The 20,659-nt window shown below is 69.0% G+C and carries 16 protein-coding genes; 4 read left to right on the top strand and 12 right to left on the bottom strand.

Features of this window, described 5'->3' with window-relative positions; genetic code table 11:
• Positions 1-59: 59 nt before the first annotated feature.
• Positions 60-1,073, top strand: a complete 1,014-nt coding sequence (locus ACFRIC_RS24350; RefSeq protein ID WP_382789185.1) for a LacI family DNA-binding transcriptional regulator — start codon at positions 60-62, stop codon at positions 1,071-1,073.
• A gap of 118 nt (positions 1,074-1,191) precedes the next feature.
• Here ACFRIC_RS24350 and prcA read toward each other — a convergent pair whose 3' ends face one another.
• The 6 genes from prcA to arc form a co-directional block, all read right to left on the bottom strand.
• Positions 1,192-1,938 (bottom strand): proteasome subunit alpha, encoded by a 747-nt coding sequence (prcA, locus tag ACFRIC_RS24355; protein WP_355769308.1) that lies wholly within the window; start codon positions 1,936-1,938, stop codon positions 1,192-1,194.
• Positions 1,939-1,995: 57 nt separating this feature from the next.
• Positions 1,996-2,841 carry a proteasome subunit beta gene (gene prcB / locus ACFRIC_RS24360; protein ID WP_382789189.1) on the bottom strand — a complete coding sequence of 282 codons (846 nt, stop codon included), beginning with the start codon at positions 2,839-2,841 and terminating at the stop codon, positions 1,996-1,998.
• The gene (locus ACFRIC_RS24365) at positions 2,793-3,386 is read right to left on the bottom strand and encodes an endonuclease VII domain-containing protein (protein ID WP_382789191.1); all 594 of its coding nucleotides are present in this window, start codon (positions 3,384-3,386) and stop codon (positions 2,793-2,795) included. Before ACFRIC_RS24365 ends, prcB begins: the two co-directional genes overlap by 49 nt.
• A 37-nt stretch (positions 3,387-3,423) precedes the next feature.
• On the bottom strand, positions 3,424-3,642 hold the full coding sequence (locus ACFRIC_RS24370; RefSeq protein ID WP_355769302.1) for a ubiquitin-like protein Pup: 219 nt from the start codon (positions 3,640-3,642) through the stop codon (positions 3,424-3,426).
• A gap of 156 nt (positions 3,643-3,798) precedes the next feature.
• Positions 3,799-5,310, bottom strand: coding sequence for a depupylase/deamidase Dop (gene dop, locus ACFRIC_RS24375; RefSeq protein ID WP_382789194.1), 1,512 nt, complete (start codon positions 5,308-5,310; stop codon positions 3,799-3,801).
• 235 nt (positions 5,311-5,545) lie between these two features.
• Positions 5,546-7,312, bottom strand: coding sequence for a proteasome ATPase (gene arc / locus ACFRIC_RS24380; protein WP_339128326.1), 1,767 nt, complete (start codon positions 7,310-7,312; stop codon positions 5,546-5,548).
• A 253-nt stretch (positions 7,313-7,565) separates the two neighbouring features.
• On the opposite strand from arc, the gene ACFRIC_RS24385 reads away from it, so the two are divergent.
• Complete coding sequence (locus tag ACFRIC_RS24385; RefSeq protein ID WP_382789197.1) at positions 7,566-7,871, top strand: ferredoxin; 306 nt, start codon at positions 7,566-7,568, stop codon at positions 7,869-7,871.
• A 98-nt stretch (positions 7,872-7,969) separates the two neighbouring features.
• Here ACFRIC_RS24385 and ACFRIC_RS24390 read toward each other — a convergent pair whose 3' ends face one another.
• From ACFRIC_RS24390 to ACFRIC_RS24400, 3 genes are all read right to left on the bottom strand, one after another.
• The gene (locus ACFRIC_RS24390; RefSeq protein ID WP_382789200.1) at positions 7,970-8,545 is read right to left on the bottom strand and encodes a hypothetical protein; all 576 of its coding nucleotides are present in this window, start codon (positions 8,543-8,545) and stop codon (positions 7,970-7,972) included.
• A gap of 745 nt (positions 8,546-9,290) precedes the next feature.
• Positions 9,291-10,193, bottom strand: a complete 903-nt coding sequence (locus ACFRIC_RS24395; protein WP_269658250.1) for a tRNA (adenine-N1)-methyltransferase — start codon at positions 10,191-10,193, stop codon at positions 9,291-9,293.
• Between the two features lie 41 nt (positions 10,194-10,234).
• On the bottom strand, positions 10,235-12,046 hold the full coding sequence (locus ACFRIC_RS24400; RefSeq protein ID WP_382789204.1) for a site-2 protease family protein: 1,812 nt from the start codon (positions 12,044-12,046) through the stop codon (positions 10,235-10,237).
• 194 nt (positions 12,047-12,240) lie between these two features.
• Between ACFRIC_RS24400 and ACFRIC_RS24405 the strand changes: the two genes are divergently transcribed.
• Positions 12,241-13,176 (top strand): RecB family exonuclease, encoded by a 936-nt coding sequence (locus ACFRIC_RS24405; protein WP_382789206.1) that lies wholly within the window; start codon positions 12,241-12,243, stop codon positions 13,174-13,176.
• Between the two features lie 14 nt (positions 13,177-13,190).
• Positions 13,191-13,862: a response regulator transcription factor gene (locus ACFRIC_RS24410; protein ID WP_037628456.1), complete on the top strand. Its 672-nt coding sequence runs from the start codon at positions 13,191-13,193 to the stop codon at positions 13,860-13,862.
• Between the two features lie 230 nt (positions 13,863-14,092).
• Here ACFRIC_RS24410 and ACFRIC_RS24415 read toward each other — a convergent pair whose 3' ends face one another.
• The 3 genes from ACFRIC_RS24415 to metH all read right to left on the bottom strand — a co-directional run bounded on the left by ACFRIC_RS24415 (position 14,093) and on the right by metH (position 20,530).
• Positions 14,093-15,694, bottom strand: coding sequence for an ABC transporter substrate-binding protein (locus ACFRIC_RS24415; protein WP_382789208.1), 1,602 nt, complete (start codon positions 15,692-15,694; stop codon positions 14,093-14,095).
• Between the two features lie 466 nt (positions 15,695-16,160).
• On the bottom strand, positions 16,161-16,862 hold the full coding sequence (locus tag ACFRIC_RS24420) for an HAD family hydrolase (RefSeq protein WP_382789211.1): 702 nt from the start codon (positions 16,860-16,862) through the stop codon (positions 16,161-16,163).
• Between the two features lie 140 nt (positions 16,863-17,002).
• The gene (gene metH / locus ACFRIC_RS24425) at positions 17,003-20,530 is read right to left on the bottom strand and encodes a methionine synthase (protein ID WP_382789213.1); all 3,528 of its coding nucleotides are present in this window, start codon (positions 20,528-20,530) and stop codon (positions 17,003-17,005) included.
• Positions 20,531-20,659 lie beyond the last annotated feature (129 nt).

Below are 20,659 nucleotides of genomic sequence, written 5' to 3' on the forward strand. Positions count from 1 at the left end.
CTGCCTCCATACGTACCATGTGCGCTGACCGCGAGTCCAGACGAAGGAGCAGGCCCACGGTGGCAAGAGGTAGCACGCGCCCCACCAGCCGGGACGTCGCCGAGGCCGCCGGCGTCTCCCAGGCAGCCGTCTCCCTCGTCCTCGGCGACAAATGGCGCGGCCGCGTCTCCCCCGCCACCGCCGAACGCGTCCGCGGCGCCGCCCAGGAACTCGGCTACCGCCCCAACCTCGCCGCCCGCAACCTCCGCCTCGGCCGCACCCGCACCGTCCTCCTCGTCGTCCCCGCCCTCACCACCGAATTCTTCGCCGGCGTCTACACCGGAGCCGCCCGCGTCGCCGCCGAACACGGCTTCGGAGTCGTCCTCTACCCCTCCCCCGAAGGCATCGGCCCCGCCCGCGACCCCTTCGGCTCCGCACAAGCCGCCCTCGACGGCGTCATCGCCTCCTCCATGGCCGCCGACGCCCTCACCGCCATCCGCGGCGACCAGCTCCCCCTCGTCATGCTCGACAGCGACCCCGCCGGCAGCCAGGGCGCCGCCACCGTCAACCTCGACATCGCCGACGGCGTACGCCAGGTCACCGACCACCTCCTGACCCTCGGCCACCGACGCTTCCTCCACCTCGCCGCCGACATCCCCTCCTGGACCTTCGAGGTCCGCGCCCGCGAACTCGCCTCCTGCCTCGTCGAAGTCCCCGGAACCAGCCTCCGCGTCGCCCCCGCGCCCATCTCCTTCGAAGACGCCCTCGCCGCCACCCACAGCGCCCTCACCGCACCGGGCCCCCGCCCCACCGCCGTCATCTGCGACGACGACAAACTCGCCGCCGGCGCCTACAAGGCCGCCCGCCGCCTCGGCCTGCGCATCCCCGACGACATCTCCATCACCGGACTCGACGACCTCGCCCTCGCCCGCGCCCTCGACCCCGAACTCACCACGGTCCGCCTCGACGCCGAACGATTCGGCGAACAAGGCATGAAAGCCCTCCTCGCCGTCCTGGACGGCCGCACACCCCCACAGGAGGACATCCCCGTCGAACTGGTCGTACGCGGCTCCACAGCCCCTCCAGGCGCCTGACACCCGCACCCCACGCCAGGCCCGCACCCTCCGGACCCGGACACACGGAAGGGGCCGCGCCGGTCTGCACCGGGGCGGCCCCTTCCGTACGGGCACCCCACAGGGGCACCCGGTCACCTCACTCGTCGTCGTCCGCGTCCTCGGCCTCCGTCGCCGTCTCGGCGCCCCCGACCTCCAGCAACCGCGACAACTGACGACCCACGATCCGCTTGAACTTCCGCTTCTGCGGACGCGTCCGGTCCAGCACCGCGACCTCCAGCCGCTCCGCCGGAATCTCCCGCTCACCGCCGTTCGGCTCCCGGGACAACGACTGGACGGCCAGCTTCAGCGCCTCGGCCAGCGACATGCCGTCCCGGTGCTGAGTATCCAGATACGTACTGATCTGCTCGGCATTGCCACCCACGGCCACCGAACCGTGCTCGTCCACGATCGAACCGTCGTGCGGCAGCCGGTAGATCTGGTCACCGTCCGGAGTCTCCCCGACCTCCGCGACCACCAACTCCACCTCGTACGGCTTCTCCGCCGCCGACGAGAAGATCGTGCCCAGCGTCTGGGCGTACACGTTCGCCAGACCACGAGCCGTCACATCGTCACGGTCGTACGTGTAGCCCCGCAGATCGGCGTACCGCACACCGCCGATCCGCAGATTCTCGTACTCGTTGTACTTACCGGCGGCCGCGAAGCCGATCCGGTCATAGATCTCGCTGAACTTGTGCAGCGCACGGGACGGGTTCTCGCCGACGAACACGATGCCGTCGGCATACTGCAGCACGACCAGGCTGCGGCCACGGGCGATGCCCTTGCGGGCGTACTCCGCCCGGTCGGCCATCGCCTGCTGGGGTGAGACATAGAACGGCGTCGACACCGGCTATCCGTCCCTTTCTGTCGAAGTCACTGGATCACCTGGAAGAGAGACGGACGTTCAGTACAGCGCGGCACGGGGGCCGTCGGGCTGCTGGAGCCGCGCCTCCAGGATCACGCGCGCGATATCGGACGACTCCTCGTCCGTGAGCCGGCGGAAACCGCTCTCGGTGATCACCGTGACGATCGGGTAGATCCGGCGCGCGACATCGGGACCACCGGTCGCCGAGTCGTCGTCGGCCGCGTCGTAGAGGGCCTGGATCACCAGCGTGGTGGCCTGGTCCTCCGTCAGATCCTTGGAGTAGAGCTTCTTCATCGCGCCCCGCGCGAAGAGCGAGCCCGAACCCGTGGCCGCGTAACCGTGCTCCTCGGAACGACCGCCCGTGACGTCGTACGAGAAGATGCGGCCCCGGCCGCGGTCCACGTCGTACCCCGCGAAGAGCGGCACCACGGCCAGACCCTGCATGGCCATGCCGAGGTTGGAACGGATCATCGTGGACAGGCGGTTCGCCTTGCCCTCCAGGGAGAGCTGCGCGCCCTCCACCTTCTCGAAGTGCTCCAGTTCGAGCTGGAACAGCTTCACCATCTCCACGGCCAGGCCCGCCGTGCCGGCGATGCCCACCGCCGAGTACTCGTCGGCCGGGAACACCTTCTCGATGTCGCGCTGGGCGATGACGTTGCCCATCGTGGCCCGCCGGTCACCGGCGAGGACGACTCCGCCCGGGAACGTCACGGCGACGATCGTCGTGCCGTGCGGGGCCTCGATCACGCCCTGGACGGGCGGCAGTTGCCGCTTGCCCGGGAGCATCTCCGGCTGGTGCTCGGACAGGAAGTCCATGAAGGACGACGACCCGGGCGTCAGGAAGGCAGCCGGTAGACGCCCGGTGCTACGAGTGTTGGCTTCCACGCGTTTCCTTCCAGGTATGTCGCAGCCCGTCTCATGACGTCGGGCCGATCCTTGAACTGCCCCAGCGCGGCATTGCAGCTGAAGCACAGTACGCCTCGGACCCTACCCGTCTGATGGCAGTGATCCACATGTTCGGCAGGGGCGGTTAGGCAGATACAGCAGATTCCCCGCTGCTCCGCGACCATCGCGTCCAACTCGGCCGGAGTGAGGCCGTACTTGCGCTGGAAATAGCTGACCCGGTTTCGCTCCGCACGACACTCACGGCAATAGCTCGCCCAGCCGTCCGAGGAGGATTTGTTGCGCTCCCATGCGGAGTGCGGTTTCACGGCCTCGCACTGCGGGCAGCGCTTGTGACCGCGCGGCACGGGCACCTTGACCCGTACCGTCCTGCCCTTGGCTTCCTGACGCTGCCGGTAGTACTCCGCCGAGCACTCCCGGCAGTACGCCTGAAGGCCGTCAGACACGGACCTGTTCTTCGCGAAGGCCGCCCGCGGCTTGTCCTGCTTACACCGCGAGCAGCTTCGCTCACCTGTTTCGTCGGCCACGCTCGACTCGAGCCTACGATTCGATGGAAAAGGTGGCTTACTGCCCACCCTTCTGAACGAAGGACCTCACGAAATCCTCGGCGTTCTCTTCGAGTACATCGTCAATTTCATCAAGAACCGAGTCGACGTCGTCGCTCAGCTTTTCCTGGCGTTCCTTGAGGTCGTCGGTTGCCTGCGCGTCCTGCGACTGTTCCTCGACCTCCTCGGTGGAACGCGTCGCCTTCTGCTGTCCGCCGCCGGTGTCCTTGGTCGCCATAACCCTCACCCCGCTCGGTTCGACGTTCTTGATCAGACCCTACAAGCAGGGTCCGACATCGGCCCCGCAGTTGCCACAACGTACGGGGACCACCTCGATGATTCCCGTAACGCCGGGTATTCCACCCTGTCCGGCGTGTGCCGTCCGGGCGGAAGCTCAGTTGCCCGAAAGGACCCTGACCAGGTCCTCCGCCGTACGGCAGCGGTCCAGGAGCTCCTTGACGTGATTACGCGTTCCGCGAAGCGGCTCCAGGGTTGGGACGCGCTGGAGCGAGTCCCGGCCGGGCAGGTCGAAGATCACCGAGTCCCAGGAGGCCGCGGCCACGTCGTCCGCGTACTGCTCCAGGCAGCGCCCGCGGAAGTAGGCGCGGGTGTCCTCCGGCGGGGTCGTACGGGCCCGCTCGACCTCGTTCTCGTCCAGCAGGCGCTTCATCTTGCCCCGGGCCGCCAGACGGTTGTAGAGGCCCTTGTCGGCCCGTACGTCGGCGTACTGGAGGTCGACCAGGTGCAGCCGGGCGGCGTCCCAGTCGAGGCCGTCGCGGCGCCGGTAGCCCTCCATGAGTTCCCGCTTGGCGACCCAGTCGAGCTCCCCGGAGAGGCTCATCGGGTCGTTCTCCAGGCGGTTCAGGGTGTCCTCCCAGCGCAGGAGGACGTCCTTGGTCTGTTCGTCGGCGTCGGCCCCGAAGCGCTCCTCCACGTACTTGCGGGAGAGCTCGAAGTACTCCATCTGCAGTTGCACCGCGGTGAGTGTGCGGCCGCTGCGGAGCGTGACCAGGCGCTTGAGGGTGGGGTCGTGGGAGACCTGGTGGAGGGTGCGTACGGGCTGGTCGACGGCCAGGTCGACGGCGATGAAGCCGTCCTCGATCATGGAGAGGACGAGGGCTGTCGTGCCGAGCTTGAGGTAGGTCGAGATCTCGGAGAGGTTGGCGTCCCCGATGATCACGTGCAGCCGGCGGTACTTCTCGGCGTCGGCGTGCGGTTCGTCGCGGGTGTTGATGATGGGGCGCTTGAGGGTGGTCTCGAGGCCGACCTCGACCTCGAAGTAGTCGGCGCGCTGGCTGAGCTGGAAGCCGTGCTCGTGCCCGTCCTGGCCGATGCCGACGCGGCCCGCTCCGGTGACGACCTGGCGTGAGACGAAGAACGGCGTGAGGTGCCGCACGATGTCCGAGAAGGGGGTCTCCCGCTTCATCAGGTAGTTCTCGTGCGTGCCGTAGGAGGCGCCCTTGTTGTCGGTGTTGTTCTTGTAGAGGTGGATCGGCTGGGCGCCGGGGAGCTGGGCGGCGCGTTCCGCGGCCTCGGCCATGATGCGCTCGCCGGCCTTGTCCCACAGGACGGCGTCCCGCGGGTTGGTGACTTCGGGGGAGCTGTATTCCGGGTGTGCGTGGTCGACGTACAGCCGTGCACCGTTGGTGAGGATGACATTGGCCAGGCCGATGTCCTCGTCGGTGAGCTGGCTGGAGTCGGCGGCCTCCCGGGCGAGGTCGAAGCCTCGCGCGTCCCGCAGCGGGTTCTCCTCCTCGAAGTCCCAGCGGGCGCGGCGCGCCCGGTGCATCGCCGCCGCGTAGGCGTTGACGATCTGGGACGAGGTGAGCATGGCATTGGCGTTGGGGTGACCGGGGACGGAGATCCCGTACTCCGTCTCGATGCCCATTACTCGCCGTACGGTCATGCGGCCCTCCTTGCCCGGCGGCGCCCTCGGTCGGGGGCGCTGCTCAAGTACCGCTGGCGCTCCGGTGCGTGTGCGGTGCCCGTCCCCGCACTGCGCGACTCGGCGGTACGAAAGAGCCTAGAACGCCTCTGCGCTGGTGGGGAGATCATTTGCGTCATTGCTGTGTTCCGGCCGTGACCGGAAAAGCAGGCGGCTGCGGATGCCCCGTGAAGGGCACCCGCAGCCGCCCTGTCTTTTACAGGTACTGACCGGTGTTGGCCACCGTGTCGATGGAGCGTCCGGTGTCCGCGCCCTGCTTTCCGGTGATGAGCGTACGGATATAGACGATCCGTTCGCCCTTCTTTCCGGAGATGCGGGCCCAGTCGTCGGGGTTGGTGGTGTTCGGGAGGTCCTCGTTCTCCTTGAACTCGTCCACGCAGGCCTGGAGGAGGTGGGAGACGCGGAGGCCCTTCTGGCTGTGTTCCAGGAAGTCCTTGATGGCCATCTTCTTGGCGCGGCCCACGATGTTCTCGATCATGGCGCCGGAATTGAAGTCCTTGAAGTAAAGGACTTCCTTGTCGCCGTTGGCGTAGGTGACCTCCAGGAAGCGGTTCTCCTCGGACTCGGCGTACATCTGCTCCACGGCTGTCTGGATCATGCCGTGGACGGTTGCCGCCCTGTCGCCTCCGTGCTCTCCGACGTCTTCGGAGTGCAGGGGGAGTCGTTCGGTGAGGTACTTCTGGAAGATGTCCTTGGCCGCTTCGGCGTCCGGGCGTTCGATCTTGATCTTCACGTCGAGCCGGCCGGGCCGCAGGATGGCGGGGTCGATCATGTCCTCGCGGTTGGAGGCGCCGATGACGACCACGTTCTGCAGGCCTTCGACACCGTCGATCTCGGCGAGGAGCTGCGGGACGATGGTGTTCTCCACGTCCGAGCTGACGCCGGATCCGCGGGTGCGGAAGAGGGATTCCATCTCGTCGAAGAAGACGATGACGGGGGTGCCCTCGCTGGCCTTCTCCCTGGCACGCTGGAAGACGAGGCGGATCTGCCGCTCGGTCTCGCCGACGTACTTGTTCAGGAGCTCGGGGCCCTTGATGTTGAGGAAGAAGCTCTTGCCGGTGGCCTGGCCGGTCACTTCGGCGACCTTCTTGGCCAGTGAGTTGGCCACGGCCTTGGCGATGAGCGTCTTTCCGCATCCGGGGGGTCCGTAGAGCAGGACTCCCTTGGGGGGCCGCAGTTCGTGTTCCTTGAAGAGGTCGGGGTAGAGGTAGGGGAGCTCGACCGCATCGCGGATCATCTCGATCTGGCCGCCCAGACCGCCGATCTGCTCGTAGCCGATGTCCGGGACCTCTTCGAGGACGAGTTCCTCGACCTCGCTCTTGGGAACGATTTCGTAGACGTAGCCGGAACGGGGTTCGAGGAGCAGGGCGTCTCCGGGACGGATGTTGACGTCCAGGAGTGGTTCGGCGAGCCGTACCACCCGTTCCTCGTCCGTGTGTCCCTGGACGAGGGCGCGCTCGCCGTCCTCCAGGATCTCCTTGAGGGTGACGATGTCGCCGACGCTCTCGTATTCCATGGCCTCGACCACGTTGAGGGCTTCGTTGAGCATCACTTCCTGGCCGCGCCTGAGCTCGTCGAGCTCGACGCTGGGGCTGACGTTCACCCGGAGCTTGCGGCCCCCGGTGAAGATGTCGGCGGTGCCGTCCTCGTTCGCCGTGAGGAAGACGCCGAAGCCGGCCGGCGGCTGTGCGAGCCGGTCGACCTCCTCCTTGAGGGCCACGATCTGGTCGCGGGCCTCACGGAGTGTGTTCGCCAGTCGTTCGTTCTGTGCGGACACGCCTGCCAGGTTGGTCTGCAACTCGACGATCCGCTCTTCGAGAATCCTCGTGTGTCGCGGAGAGTCGGCGAGCTTGCGTCGCAGGACGGCGATCTCCTGCTCAAGGTAGGCAATCTGCCCGGCGGGGTCATCGGACCCTCGTCCCGGGCGGATGCCGCGGTTCATGTCGTCGTCGTGGGCTGCCACGGTCCTCACCTCCTCCAAGGGGAGCTGGACGCTTCCAGACCCTACCTGGGTGGGTGTCGATTGAAACCCCTAGATCACAAAGACTGTCGGGGTGTGTCCGATCTTCACCCTTGCGCTCTCCCTCACGCCAGGGGAATACCCACCGAACATGATTGGGAAGCGGGCGGAGGTAGGGTCGAAGTGTTCAACACCCGTCAGAGCTGGCCCGATTCCCCAGTCTTCGGTTCGCTCGACGCAGAAAACGGCAGGAGAAATGACCGTGCAGCAGGAGGCCGGAGTCGACGGCGAGGCGCTTGAGGTCTGGATCGACCAGGATCTCTGTACCGGCGACGGGATCTGTGTCCAGTACGCGCCCGAGGTCTTTGAGCTGGACATTGACGGTCTGGCCTATGTGAAGGGCGACGAGGACGAGCTCCTGCAGGCCGTGGGGGCCACAACGCCCGTGCCCCTGCCGCTTCTGCGCGATGTGGTGGACTCGGCGAAGGAGTGTCCGGGCGACTGCATCCATGTCCGTCGCGTTTCGGACAAGGTCGAAGTCTTCGGACCTGACGCGGAGTGACCTCGCGGGCACCCCGTGTCGTCATCTGACCGGTTCCTCACACCCTCCGCGCCGCGGAGGGTGTCCTCTTTTGTTCGGGTCTCGCGCCGGGGGCGCGCTCAGGCGCCGCGTGCTTCGGACGGTGTGGAACGGATGAACGCGCCGTTCTTCCACTGCCACTTGGCGTTCTCTCTCAGGTCCGGGCAGCAACTCGGTACGTCGGCCGAGGAATAGCCGAGGAGCGTGGCGGTGACGGCTCCGTCGCGCACCGCGAAGTCCGTGACGCTGAGGCGGTCCTTGGGATCGATCAGGGTCGCGACGACCCTGGGTTCCTTGGCTCCCTCGGCCTGGGTGAGGACGTACACGCCGCTGGGCGGGGTGCCGGAGCCGGCGTCGCAGCGGACGACCGCGACGGTCTCCGGGCGGCCGTCGCCGTCCAGGTCTCCCGAGGCCTTCTTCTCGACGAGGGCCTTGACGGGGCCGCAGACGATCGGGAAGTCCACTCCGGTGGGGTCGGGGGCGGTCGCGGGGGCCGCCGCCGGTTTGGGGTCGGCGCCGGGCTGGGCCGCCCTCGCCGGATCCGGCTGGACGAGGGAGGACAGGGCCACGACTCCGGCGATGGCGGTGGCCGTGGCGACCCACTGGATGGGGCTGGCCTGCGTATGTGCCAGTTCCGGGACAACGGATTGCTGCACTAGGGGTGTCTCCCGCGAGGGCTGTGCCGGTGGGGTGGGTGTCCGCATGGTGCCACACGTCACAGCCCTGTGGAACGGCGGGGTCCGGAGTTGTGAAGAGTTCCGGCACGGTTTCCGCCGGGGCGGCCGTACGGTCCCGGCACGGCCCCACCCGGGGCCGCGGGAGGCCCTACGACACGTCGCCGGCAGGCCCTCCGGACAGCCCCACGACGGATCTCCGACAGGCCTGCCCGAAGCCCCCATGACACAGCCCCGGCCAGACCGCCGGACGTCCCACGACTGAGCCCGGGCCGGGCCCCGCCGTAGGCCTCGCGGCGCAGCACCGGGCGGAGCAGGCTCAGGGGTGTCTGTGCAACCCGGGCCCCGCTAGCTCCGGGGGCCGCCCGGAAGACGCGGGCCCGGTCGCCGCCGGGCCGCCCCGTGACTCCGAGCGAGCCTCGGCTCACGCGCGTGGACCGAGTCGGCCGCGGGGGCCCTCCTCGATCCCGGAGCGGATCACCTGGAATGGGCGGCGCCGCGGCGAGCCGCCGCGGGCCGTGGGACAGGCCGGGTCGCGTCCCGAGGCCTCCGGCGGGCGGGTGGAAGCGGTCGCTTCGGCAGCGGGGGGCCGGGACGTCCTGGGGTGTGCCCTCGGGCTTCTGTGGTTCGGGGCGGGGTTTCTGGTGGTGCGTCAACGGAACAGCGCTGTGGCCGAGTTCCCGGAGGGTTCCGGGAACTCGGCCACAGGCGGGATGCGTTGGGTGGGTCAGCGGCCGGAGCCGCCGTCGGCGTTGGGGCCGGCGTAGTCCTCGCCGTACGCGCCCTTGGCGGGGCGGCGGCGGCGCATGGGCGGCTCGACGCCGTCCGCGAGGCGGCGGGCGGTGAGCAGGAAGCCGGTGTGGCCGATCATGCGGTGGTCCGGGCGGACGGCCAGGCCCTCGATGTGCCAGTTGCGGATCATCGATTCCCAGGCGGTCGGCTCGTTGAAGCAGCCGATCTCGCGGATCGACTCGACGGTCCGCGCGAGCTGGGTGGTGGTCGCCACGTAGCAGCAGAGGATGCCGCCGGGGACGAGTGCCTTGGAGACGGCCTCCAGGCATTCCCAGGGGGCGAGCATGTCGAGGATGACGCGGTCGACGTCGGTGTCGCTCAGGTTGTCCTGGAGGTCACCGACGGTGAGCTGCCAGGCGGGGTGGGGGCCGCCGAAGTAGCGCTCCACGTTCTGCTGGGCGATCTCGGCGAAGTCCTCGCGGCGCTCGTAGGAGTGCAGCATGCCCTGGTCGCCGATGGCGCGCAGCAGGAAGCTGCTCAGCGAGCCGGAGCCGACCCCCGCTTCCACGACGCGGGCGCCGGGGAAGATGTCGGCGAAGGCCAGGATCTGCCCCGCGTCCTTGGGGTAGACCACGGCGGCGCCGCGGGGCATGGACAGGACGTAGTCGGGGAGCAGGGGGCGCAGCGCGAGGTAGGCGACGTTCCCCGTGGTGCGGACAACGCTGCCCTCGGGAGCGCCGATCAGCTCGTCGTGGGGGAAGGAACCCTTGTGGGTGTGGAAGTTCTTCCCGGCCTCGAGCGTGAACGTGTAGTGGCGGCCCTTGGGGTCGGTCAGCTGAACCTGGTCCCCGACCTTGAAGGGCCCGCGCCTGCGGGCGGCACCGGTCGGTTCGGACATGTGAACAGCCTACCGGTCCCGGGCGGGGCCGCCGACCACGGTCAGGAGGGGCGGGCCATGGCCTTGACGAAGGCGCGTTCCACGTCGGCGGCGGACAGGACGCCGTAGATCTCGCCGGAGTCCTCGACGACGAGGTATTCGGTGGCGGGGCTGGCGCGCAGGGCGTCGAGGAGGTCCTCTCCGGCGAGTTCGGCGGAGACGCGCATGCCGTCGGTGAGGTCCTGGGCGAGGCCGCTGACGGCGACCCAGGGGCGGCGGTGTTCGGGTACGCCGACGATGGCGGCCTCGCGGACGAGAGAGAGGGGTTCGCCGTCGGCGTCGACGACGACGAGGGCGCGGGCGCCGACGTCGTTGGCGCGGCGGAGTGCCTCGGAAAGGGGGGTGGTGGTCTCGACGGGGACGGCGCGGCGGGTGAGGGAGCGGGCGCGCAGTTCGGGGAGGTGTTCGCGCAGGCGGGCCATGCGGAGGCTGTTGCCGGCGCCGGTCCAGATGATCGCCGCGAGGATGGCGGCGAGGAGGGCGTCGGTGATGGTGTCCATGCTGCCGGCGTTCTCGGGGGCGGCGCCCAGTGCCGAGGACTGGGTGAGCAGGGGCAGGCCGATGAGGACGGAGACGGCGAGGGCGCGGCCGACCCAGGCCGCGGCGACGGTGCCGCTCATGGCTCGGCCGGTGATCTTCCAGACGACGGCCCGGAGCATGCGGCCGCCGTCGAGGGGGAGGCCGGGGAGCAGGTTGAAGGCGGCCACGATGAGGTTGGAGACCATCAGGCCGGCGAGGAGCACGCCGGGGACGGTGCCGGGCTCGACGGGGAGCATGGCGAGGTAGAAGAGGCCGGACAGGACGAGCGAGAGCAGCGGGCCGACGAAGGCGAGGACGAACTCGCGGCCGGGGGTCTCGGCTTCCTTCTCGATCTCCGAGACGCCGCCGAAGAACTGGAGCTGGATGCGGCGGACGGGGAGTTTGAAGCGGAGGGCGGCGACGGTGTGGGCGAGTTCGTGGACGAGGACGGAGGCGTAGAAGGCGACGGCGAAGAAGAGGGAGACGAGGTAGCGGGCGGCGCCGAGGTCGGGCAGGACGCGGTCGAGCTGGCCGCCGAAGACCCAGGTGATCAGGGCGGCGACGAGGAACCAGCTCGGTGCGACGTACACGGGGACGCCGAAGGGGCGGCCCATGAGGAGTCCGCCGCCGGGGTCCTTGGGGCGGCGCGGGGGGCGTCCCTTGGTGGTGCCGGTGCGGGCGGGGGTGCGGTGGGCGGCGGCGGGGTCGTCGTGGTCCTGTCCCCGGTCGTCGGGCTGCCGGGCGGCCTCGAAGGGGCCGGACGGGCCGCCGGAGACGCCGGAGGCCTCGGAAGCACCGGGAGCCTCGGGGACCCTGGGAGCACCGGGCGACCCTGCGGTCTCAAGGGGCGCGGAGCGCTCCGAGGGCTCAGCAGACCCGGAGGACTCGGAGGACCCGGAGGACTCGGAGGACCCGGTGGGCTCGGAGGCCGGGGGCTCGAAGGCTCCGGTGGCCTCGGAAACTCGAGGATTTCCAGAATGCCCAGGATCCCCGGAAGCCCCAGAGGCCCCGAAGGGATCTGTGGCCCCCGAGTTCTCGGTGGGCTCGGAGGGCTCGGGAGCCCTGGAGGTGTCGACGGTGTCGACGGGCTCGGTGTGCTCGCCGTGGGGCGTGGTTTCGTCCGTGTGCTCGGTGGAGTCGTGTCCGGGGGCCGTGGGCCGGGACCCGGTGGTCCCGGGCCCTGCCGGTCCGGGGCGCGCGCCCGAGGCCGGACCGGTGGTGGCCGACGGCCTCTCGTGGTGCTCGGTGGCCTCGGTGCCGGACCGCGGCTGCCCGCTCCCGCCGCTCTCGTCCACGATGTCCCCTCGTTCGAAGCGTCCCCCGCCCCCGGGCCATGCGGAACGGGAGGGTCTGGGGTCGATGGTATGCGGCTGCCGCGGTGCGTTCCGCCCCGGCACCCCTTCTGTTTTCCGTGCCGCGGTGCCCGCCGGGACCGCTTCGGCGTCGGTCGTGGGTTCACTGTCGGTGGCGGGCCTTATGGTCTGTTGTCATGGAAACCAGCACCGAGGGCGCCGTGCCCGAAGAATCGGCCGTGGCCGGCGGAGCCGTCGACGGGGGTCCGGCTCCGGTGGTCGCGCGCGCTCCCGCCTCGCTGTCGCCCTCGCGTGCCAGTGACTTCATGCAGTGTCCGTTGCTGTACCGGTTCCGGGTGATCGACAAGCTGCCGGAGAAGCCGAGTGAGGCGGCGACGAGGGGGACGCTGGTGCACGCGGTCCTGGAGCGGCTTTTCGACGCTCCGGCCGCGGACCGGACCGCGCCTCGCGCCAAGTCGCTGATCCCGGCGCAGTGGGACCGGCTGCGGGAGACGAAGCCGGAGGTCGTGGAGCTGTTCGCCGACGATCCGGAGGGCGAGCGGCTCGCGCGCTGGCTCGGGGAGGCCGAGCGGCTGGTGGAGCGCTGGTTCACGCTGGAGGATCCGACGCGGCTGGAGCCGGCGGAGCGGGAGCTGTTCGTGGAGGCGCGGCTGGATTCGGGGCTGACGCTGCGCGGGATCATCGACCGGGTCGACGTGGCTCCGTCGGGCGAGGTCCGGATCGTGGACTACAAGACGGGGAAGGCGCCGCGGCCGGAGTACGCCGAGGGTGCGCTGTTCCAGATGAAGTTCTACGCGCTGGTGGTGTGGCGGTTGAAGCGGGTGGTTCCGCGCCGTCTTCAGCTCGTCTATCTGGGCAGCGGTGACGTGCTGACGTACGACCCGGAGATCGGTGATCTGGAGCGTGTCGAGCGCAAGCTGCTGGCGCTGTGGGACGCGATCCGGGAGGCGACGGAGACGGGTGAGTGGCGGCCGCGGCCCACGAAGCTGTGCGGCTGGTGTGATCACCAGGCCGTGTGTCCGGAATTCGGTGGTACTCCCCCGGCATATCCGCTCCCGGTCAGGGCGCCCGGGTCGGGTGTCGTGGAGCAGGGCAGAATGGGGCCGGACTAGCGAAGGAGACTCACGTGGCCATCCGCGTCCTACTGGTCGACGACCAGCCGCTGCTGCGCACCGGCTTCCGGATGATTCTGGAAGCGGAGCCGGACCTGGCGGTCGTCGGCGAGGCCGGTGACGGTCTCCAGGCACTCGATCAGGTGCGTGCCCTGCAGCCCGATGTGGTTCTGATGGACATCCGTATGCCGCGGATGGACGGTGTCGAGGCGACGCGGCAGATCACGGGTCCGGGCCGGGACGGTCCGGCGAAGGTTCTGGTGCTGACGACGTTCGACCTCGACGAGTACGTGGTGGAGGCGCTTCGGGCGGGTGCCAGTGGGTTCCTGCTCAAGGACGCGCCGGCCAATGAGCTGGTGCAGGCGATCCGGGTGGTCGCGGCGGGTGAGGCGATGCTCGCGCCGAGCATCACGCGGCGGCTGCTGGACAAGTACGCGGGTCATCTTCCGTCGGGGGACGAGCCGGTTCCGGACACGTTGCACACGTTGACCGATCGTGAGGTCGAGGTGCTGAAGCTGGTGGCGCGTGGTCTGTCGAACGCGGAGATCGCGGCCGATCTGTTCGTCAGCGAGACCACGGTCAAGACGCATGTGGGGCATGTTCTGACGAAGCTGGGGCTGCGCGACCGGGTGCAGGCCGCGGTGTACGCGTACGAGAGTGGGCTGGTGCGTCCCGGGGCGCAGTAGGGCCCGGGCCGACGGGTCGTACACCCCTCCGTCGGGTGTGAATGCGGATACGAATGTGAAAGGGCGCCCGTTCCTTTGTGGAACGGGCGCCCTTTGACGTCGCGCGGTTGGGCGTCGCACGGGGTTGTACGGACCCGGCGGACCCGGGTCTGTGAACCCGAAGGACCCGGGACCGTCGTCGGGTCCCGGGTCGGGCCCGGGACCTGTCGGCCCCGGGTCGGTGGGGCAGGTTACTCGCTGACGCCTCGGCCCAGCTCCCAGAGCTGGAGCGTGGAGGACGAGTTGAGCGCCCACTCCGAGCCCGTGATGTCGTCACGCGCGGCGATGTACTGCTTGCCCTGCCAGAGCGGGATCAGCGGGACGTCGTTGGCGACGATGTCCTGCATGGTCGTGAGGGCCTTGGAGGAGGTGCGGTCCTCTTCGCGCCGGGAGGCGGGGATGAGGTTCTTGATGATGTCGGAGTTCGAGTAGGGCGACTTGAGGAAGTTGTCCTTGTCGAGGAACGGCGCCAGGTAGTTGTCGGCGTCGGGGAAGTCGGGGAACCAGCCCATGCCCCAGACGTCGTACTTGCCGGCGCGCTCGGCGGGGACGAACTTGTCCCAGGTCGTGCCCTGGATGCTGACGTCGAAGAGGCCGCTCTTGTTGAGCTGCGACTTCAGGACCTCGAACTCCTTCTCGGTGGCCGAACCGTAGTGGTCGGTCGTGTAGTGAAGGGTGACCTTGACCGGGGTGCTGATGCCGGCCTTGGTGAGCAGCGCCTGGGCCCTGCTGACGCTCGGGTCGCCGTACTTGTTGATGAAGGCGTTGGCGTGGCCCGCGATGGTCGCCGGGACCATCGAGTAGAGCGGCTCGGCCTGCGATCCGTAGACCTTGGAGACGAGTTCGCCGCGGTTGATGATCTGCGCCATCGCCTGACGGACGGCCGTCGACTTCACCGAGGCGGAGTTCGTGTTGAAGGCGAGGTAGCGGATTTCGAGGCCCGGCATCTCGTTCAGGTTGATGTTGCCGCCCGACGCGTTGTCCAGCTTGTTGATCTGGTCCGGCGTCATGGAGCGGGTCATCAGGTCGATGTCGCCCTTTTCGAGGGCGGTGCCCATGTCGTCCGCGCTCGTGTAGGAGCGCAGCTCGACCTTGGAGTTCTTGACCTTCAACTGCCCCTTGTAGTGGGAGTTCTTCGTGAAGACGGCCTTGACGACGGTGTCGTCCTTGACCTCGGTCTCCACGGTGTAGGGGCCGGAACCGTCGACCGAGAAGCCGTCGCGCAGCTTGTTCTTCTCGTAGTCGTTCGGGTTCACGATGCCGGCGACCGGGGTCGACAGCTTGAACGGGAAGGTCGCGTCGGCGCTGTTGAGGTGGAAGATCACCTCGCGGTCGCCGCGGGTCTCGACGGTGTCGATGGTCGAGAGCAGGGCGAAGACGCCCGAGTCGGCCTTGATGGCCCTGGCGCGGTCGATCGAGAACTTGACGTCCTTGGCGGTGATCGCGTCACCGTTGGAGAACTCAAGGCCCTCGCGCAGCGTGCACACGTAGCGCTCGTTGCCGCTGTCGGTGAAGCCGCACTTCTCGGCGGCCTCGGGCTGCGGGTCACCGTCACCACGCGGCTGCACCATCAGCGTCTGCACGGTCTGACGGAGCACGTTCCAGGTGCCGACGTCGTAGGCGTACGCCGGGTCGAAGGGCGCCGGGGCGTCCTTCGAGGCGGTGAACTGGTCCGTGGTACCGACAACGATGGCATCCCCGCTGTCGCCCCCGCTGGCGGACCCGCCGCACGCGGCGAGCACTGGGGCGAGCAGGCCGACCACGGCCGGCAGCACCAAAGTCTTGCGGTTCATGCTCGTGTTTCTCCAGAGCTGTAGGTTCCGCGAACCGGCATGCAGGGGTGGCGCGGCTCGGTCACGGGGATACGGCGATGTTCTCGCGATGACATTAGTCCGCACCACAAGGTCGGCCGGCCTGTGCGGGAGCGCTCTTCCGCTCACGCTGCGAAACCGGGCGTGGACGCACCGATAACCCGACACGGGAAGGATTAGTGCAGCGTTCCATCAATCGGGACACAAGGGCACACCGGACCTTCACGAATGGGCGGGGCGGGCACAAGTCGGCCTTGCTGTCGACCCTCCGTCACGTGGTGAACGTCACACCATAAAATTGATTGAGACGCACCCGGAATTCGTTGATCCGCCCCGTTATGCATTCCGGCAGTCCCTCGCCCGCGCTTACCACACGGAAGGGCCGTGACTTTCCCGCGCACGGCGATCCGCACGCTGAGTGATGGGCTGTTCGGCGTTCAGTGATCAGTCAGATGGCTTTTGTCATCAGACGGTGCAGAAAGGGCAGGTCGACCTCTTCGAGGGAATGCACGACCGTGCGGCGGGCGGCCGGGGCGATGGGCGCGACGGAGGGCACGGCGACGACCTGGCAGCCCGCCGCCTCGGCGGAGGCGACACCGGTCGAGGTGTCCTCGATGACGGCGCAGCGGGCCGGTTCGGCGCCGAGCCGGGCGGCCGCGAGGAGGTAGGGGTCGGGGAACGGCTTGGTCCGTTCGACCTCGTCGCCGGCGACGGTCAGGGCGAAGAAGTGGGAGCCGATCGCGCCCAGGACGCGGTCGATGATCCGCCGGTGCGAGGCGGAGACGAGGGCGGTGGGGATCTCGTGCGCGGCGAGTTCGGCGAGGAGTCTGGCGGCGCCCGGCATCAGCGGCAGCGAGTGGCCGATGCGCTCCTCGAAACCGTCGTTGAGCAGCACGGACAGTTCGGGGAGGGTGATGTCGGCGCCGGTGGCCTCGATGAGGAATCCGGCGCTGCGGGTCATGGGGCCGCCGACGACCACATGGCGCCAGGACTCGTCCAGCGCGTGCCCGAGGGCCGCGAAGACCGCGACCTCCACGTCCCACCAGAAGCCCTCGGTGTCCACCAGGGTTCCGTCCATGTCGAGGAGCACGGCCTGCAGGGCTGAGCCTTCGGCCGTACGGGTTCCGAGCGCGGGGACCGTACTGGTCATCCTGGCGCACCTCCTTGAGGGACGATCAGGCCGGCTGTGCCCTGATGAGCCAGGGGACAACCGGCCTGCGGTGGACCGACCAGTGTACGACTTATCCGATCAGTGTGCGTCGTGGCGCGGGCCGCGGCGCGTCGGGACCGTCACCGTGCGTTGAAGTACTTGGCCTCCGGGTGGTGGATGACGATGGCGTCGGTCGACTGCTCGGGGTGGAGCTGGAACTCCTCGGAGAGGTGGACGCCGATGCGCTCGGGTTCCAGGAGCTGCGCGATCTTGGCGCGGTCCTCCAGGTTGGGGCAGGCGCCGTAGCCGAGGGAGAAGCGGGCGCCGCGGTACTTGAGGGCGAACATGTCGGTGATCTCGTCGGGGTCCTCGCCGGCGAAGCCCAGTTCGGAGCGGACGCGGGCGTGCCAGTACTCGGCGAGGGCCTCGGCGAGCTGGACGGACAGGCCGTGCAGTTCGAGGTAGTCGCGGTAGGCGTTGGCCTCGAAGAGCTTGGCGGTCTCCTCGCCGATGCGGGAGCCGACGGTGACGACCTGGAGTCCGACGACGTCGGTCTCGCCGGATTCCTCGGGGCGGAAGAAGTCGGCGAGGCACAACCGGCGGCCGCGGCTCTGGCGGGGGAAGGTGAAGCGGGTCCGCTCGTTGCCCTGGTCGTCGAGGATGATCAGGTCGTCGTCCTTGGAGACGCAGGGGAAGTAGCCGTAGACCACGGCGGCTTCCAGCAGGTTGTCGCGCTGGAGCCGGTCGAGCAGTCCGCGCAGCCGGGGCCGGCCCTCGGTCTCGACGAGCTGGTCGTAGGTGGGGCCGTCGCCGACGCGGGCCTGCTTGAGGCCCCACTGGCCCTTGAACAGGGCGTCCTCGTCCAGCCAGGAGGCGTACTCCTTGAGCTGGATGCCCTTGATCACGCGGGTGCCGGTGAAGGGGGTCTTGGGGACGGGGTTGTCGGTGGAGACGTCGGAGCGGACGTGGCCCTCCTGCGGGCGCTCCTCGATCGGGGCGGACGCGGTGGCGCGGACCCGGCGCTGCTTGAGTTCGGGCAGTACGGCGCCGGGGACTCCGCGCTTGACGCCGATGAGGGCGTCCATGAGGCGCAGGCCCTCGAAGGCGTCGCGGGCGTAGCGGACCTCGCCCTGGTAGATCTCGTGGAGGTCCTGTTCGACGTAGGCCCTGGTCAGGGCCGCACCGCCGAGGATGACGGGGTAGTCGGCGGACATGCCTCGCTGGTTGAGCTCCTCCAGGTTCTCCTTCATGATCACCGTGGACTTGACCAGGAGTCCCGACATGCCGATGACGTCGGCCTTGTGTTCCTCGGCGGCGTCCAGGATCGCGGAGACCGGCTGCTTGATGCCGAGGTTGACGACGTTGTAGCCGTTGTTGGACAGGATGATGTCGACGAGGTTCTTGCCGATGTCGTGGACGTCGCCGCGCACGGTGGCCAGGACGATGGTGCCCTTGCCCTCCGCGTCCGACTTCTCCATGTGGGGTTCGAGGTAGGCGACGGCCGACTTCATGACCTCGGCGGACTGGAGGACGAAGGGGAGCTGCATCTGGCCGGAGCCGAACAGTTCGCCGACGACCTTCATGCCGTCGAGGAGGGTCTCGTTGACGATGTCGAGGGCGGGGCGGTCCTCGAGGGCGGCGGCGAGGTCGGCCTCCAGGCCGTTCTTCTCGCCGTCGATGATCCGGCGCTTCAGGCGCTCGTCCAGCGGGAGGGCGGCCAGTTCCTCGGCCTTGCCCGCCTTGAGGGACTTGGTGGTGGCGCCCTCGAACAGGGCCATGAGCTTCTGCAGCGGGTCGTAGCCCTCGGCGCGCCGGTCGTGGATGAGGTCGAGGGCGGTGGTGACCTCCTCCTCGCTGAAGCGGGCGATCGGCAGGATCTTGGAGGCGTGCACGATCGCCGAGTCCAGGCCGGCCTTGACGCATTCGTCGAGGAAGACGGAGTTGAGGAGGATGCGGGCGGCCGGGTTGAGGCCGAAGGAGATGTTGGACAGGCCGAGCGTGGTCTGGACGTCGGGGCGGCGGCGCTTGAGCTCGCGGATGGCCTCGATGGTCGCGATGCCGTCCTTGCGGGACTCCTCCTGGCCCGTACAGATCGTGAAGGTCAGGCAGTCGATGAGGATGTCGGACTCGTGGATGCCCCAGTTGGTGGTGAGGTCCTCGATGAGCCGTTCGGCGATGGCGACCTTGGTCTCCACCGTGCGGGCCTGGCCCTCCTCGTCGATGGTCAGGGCGATGAGCGCGGCGCCGTGCTCGCGGGCGAGCCGGGTCACCTTGGCGAAGCGGGACTCGGGTCCGTCGCCGTCCTCGTAGTTGACCGAGTTGAGGACCGCCCGGCCGCCCAGGCGCTCCAGGCCGGCGCGCAGGACGTCGACCTCGGTGGAGTCCAGCACGATGGGCAGGGTGGAGGCGGTGGCGAAGCGGCCGGCGAGTTCGTCCATGTCGGCGACACCGTCGCGGCCGACGTAGTCGACGCACAGGTCGAGCATGTGCGCGCCCTCGCGGATCTGGTCGCGGGCCATCTCGACGCAGTCGTCCCAGCGGGCTTCCAGCATGGCCTCGCGGAACTTCTTCGACCCGTTGGCGTTGGTGCGCTCGCCGATCGCCATGTAGGCGGTGTCCTGGCGGAAGGAGACCGTCTGGTAGAGGGAGGCGGCGCCGGGCTCGGGCCGCGGGTTGCGCTCGACGGGCGTGAGGCCGTTGACCCGCTCGACCACCTGGCGCAGGTGCTCGGGGGTGGTGCCGCAGCAGCCGCCGATCAGGGAGAGGCCGTAGTCCCGTACGAAGTTCTCCTGGGCGTCGGCGAGTCCCTCGGCGTCCAGCGGGAAGTGGGCGCCGTCCTTCGTCAGGACCGGCAGGCCGGCGTTCGGCATGCACAGCAGGGGGATGCGGGAGTGCCGGGTGAGGTAGCGCAGGTGCTCGCTCATCTCGGCGGGGCCGGTCGAGCAGTTCAGGCCGATCATGTCGATGCCGAGCGGTTCCAGCGCGGTCAGCGCGGCGCCGATCTCGGAGCCGAGGAGCATGGTGCCGGTGGTCTCGAAGGCCATCGAGACCAGCAGGGGCACGCGGACGCCGGTGGCCTCCATGGCGCGGTGCGCGCCGAGGACGGAGGACTTCGTCTGGAGCAGGTCCTGGGTGGTCTCGACGATCAGGGCGTCGGCGCCGCCGGCGAGCAGGCCCTCGGCGTTGGCCTGGAAGCCGTCGCGCAGGGTGCCGTAGGAGACGTGGCCGAGGGTCGGCAGCTTGGTGCCGGGGCCGATGGAGCCCAGGACCCAGCGCTGGCGGCCGTCGCGGGCGCCGAACGCGTCGGCGACCTCGCGGGCGATCCTGGCGCCGGCCTCGGAGAGTTCGTGCACGCGGTCCGCGATGTCGTACTCGGCCATGGCGGAGTGGTTCGCACCGAAGGTGTTCGTCTCGACGCAGTCGACGCCGACCTCGAAGTAGGCCTCGTGGACGGAGCGCACGATGTCGGGGCGGGTGATGTTGAGGATCTCGTTGCAGCCTTCGAGGTTCTCGAAGTCCTCGAGGGTCGGGTCCTGCGCCTGAAGCATCGTGCCCATCGCGCCGTCGGCCACCACGACACGGGTGGCGAGCGCTTCTCGGAGTGCGTCGGTTCGCTCACGGCCTTCGGAAAGACCGGACGAAAGGGACGGGTTCGGCAACGAGGCCATGAAGGTGCTCCCTGGAGTGCGACGGCTGTCGGCTTTGCGCTTCCCATGGAAGGCGCACGCCGTCAGGGTAGCCCGGAGCACCGCGGATGAGGCATGGGCGTCCACGAGGCGGACGGGCGTGGCGTGGGT

The sequence above is a fragment of the Streptomyces sp. NPDC056738 genome (genome assembly GCF_042790435.1).
GTDB lineage: Bacteria > Actinomycetota > Actinomycetes > Streptomycetales > Streptomycetaceae > Streptomyces.

What these genes read in the sequence shown, in the direction of transcription:
- ACFRIC_RS24370 (WP_355769302.1), bottom strand. Translation starts at nt 3,642, where the DNA reads ATGGCGACCAAGGACACCGGCGGCGGACAGCAGAAGGCGACGCGTTCC.
- dop (WP_382789194.1), bottom strand. Translation starts at nt 5,310, where the DNA reads ATGACCGTACGGCGAGTAATGGGCATCGAGACGGAGTACGGGATCTCC.
- ACFRIC_RS24385 (WP_382789197.1), top strand. Translation starts at nt 7,566, where the DNA reads ATGACCGTGCAGCAGGAGGCCGGAGTCGACGGCGAGGCGCTTGAGGTC.
- ACFRIC_RS24395 (WP_269658250.1), bottom strand. Translation starts at nt 10,193, where the DNA reads ATGTCCGAACCGACCGGTGCCGCCCGCAGGCGCGGGCCCTTCAAGGTC.
- ACFRIC_RS24405 (WP_382789206.1), top strand. Translation starts at nt 12,241, where the DNA reads ATGGAAACCAGCACCGAGGGCGCCGTGCCCGAAGAATCGGCCGTGGCC.
- ACFRIC_RS24415 (WP_382789208.1), bottom strand. Translation starts at nt 15,694, where the DNA reads ATGAACCGCAAGACTTTGGTGCTGCCGGCCGTGGTCGGCCTGCTCGCC.
- ACFRIC_RS24420 (WP_382789211.1), bottom strand. Translation starts at nt 16,862, where the DNA reads ATGACCAGTACGGTCCCCGCGCTCGGAACCCGTACGGCCGAAGGCTCA.
- metH (WP_382789213.1), bottom strand. Translation starts at nt 20,530, where the DNA reads ATGGCCTCGTTGCCGAACCCGTCCCTTTCGTCCGGTCTTTCCGAAGGC.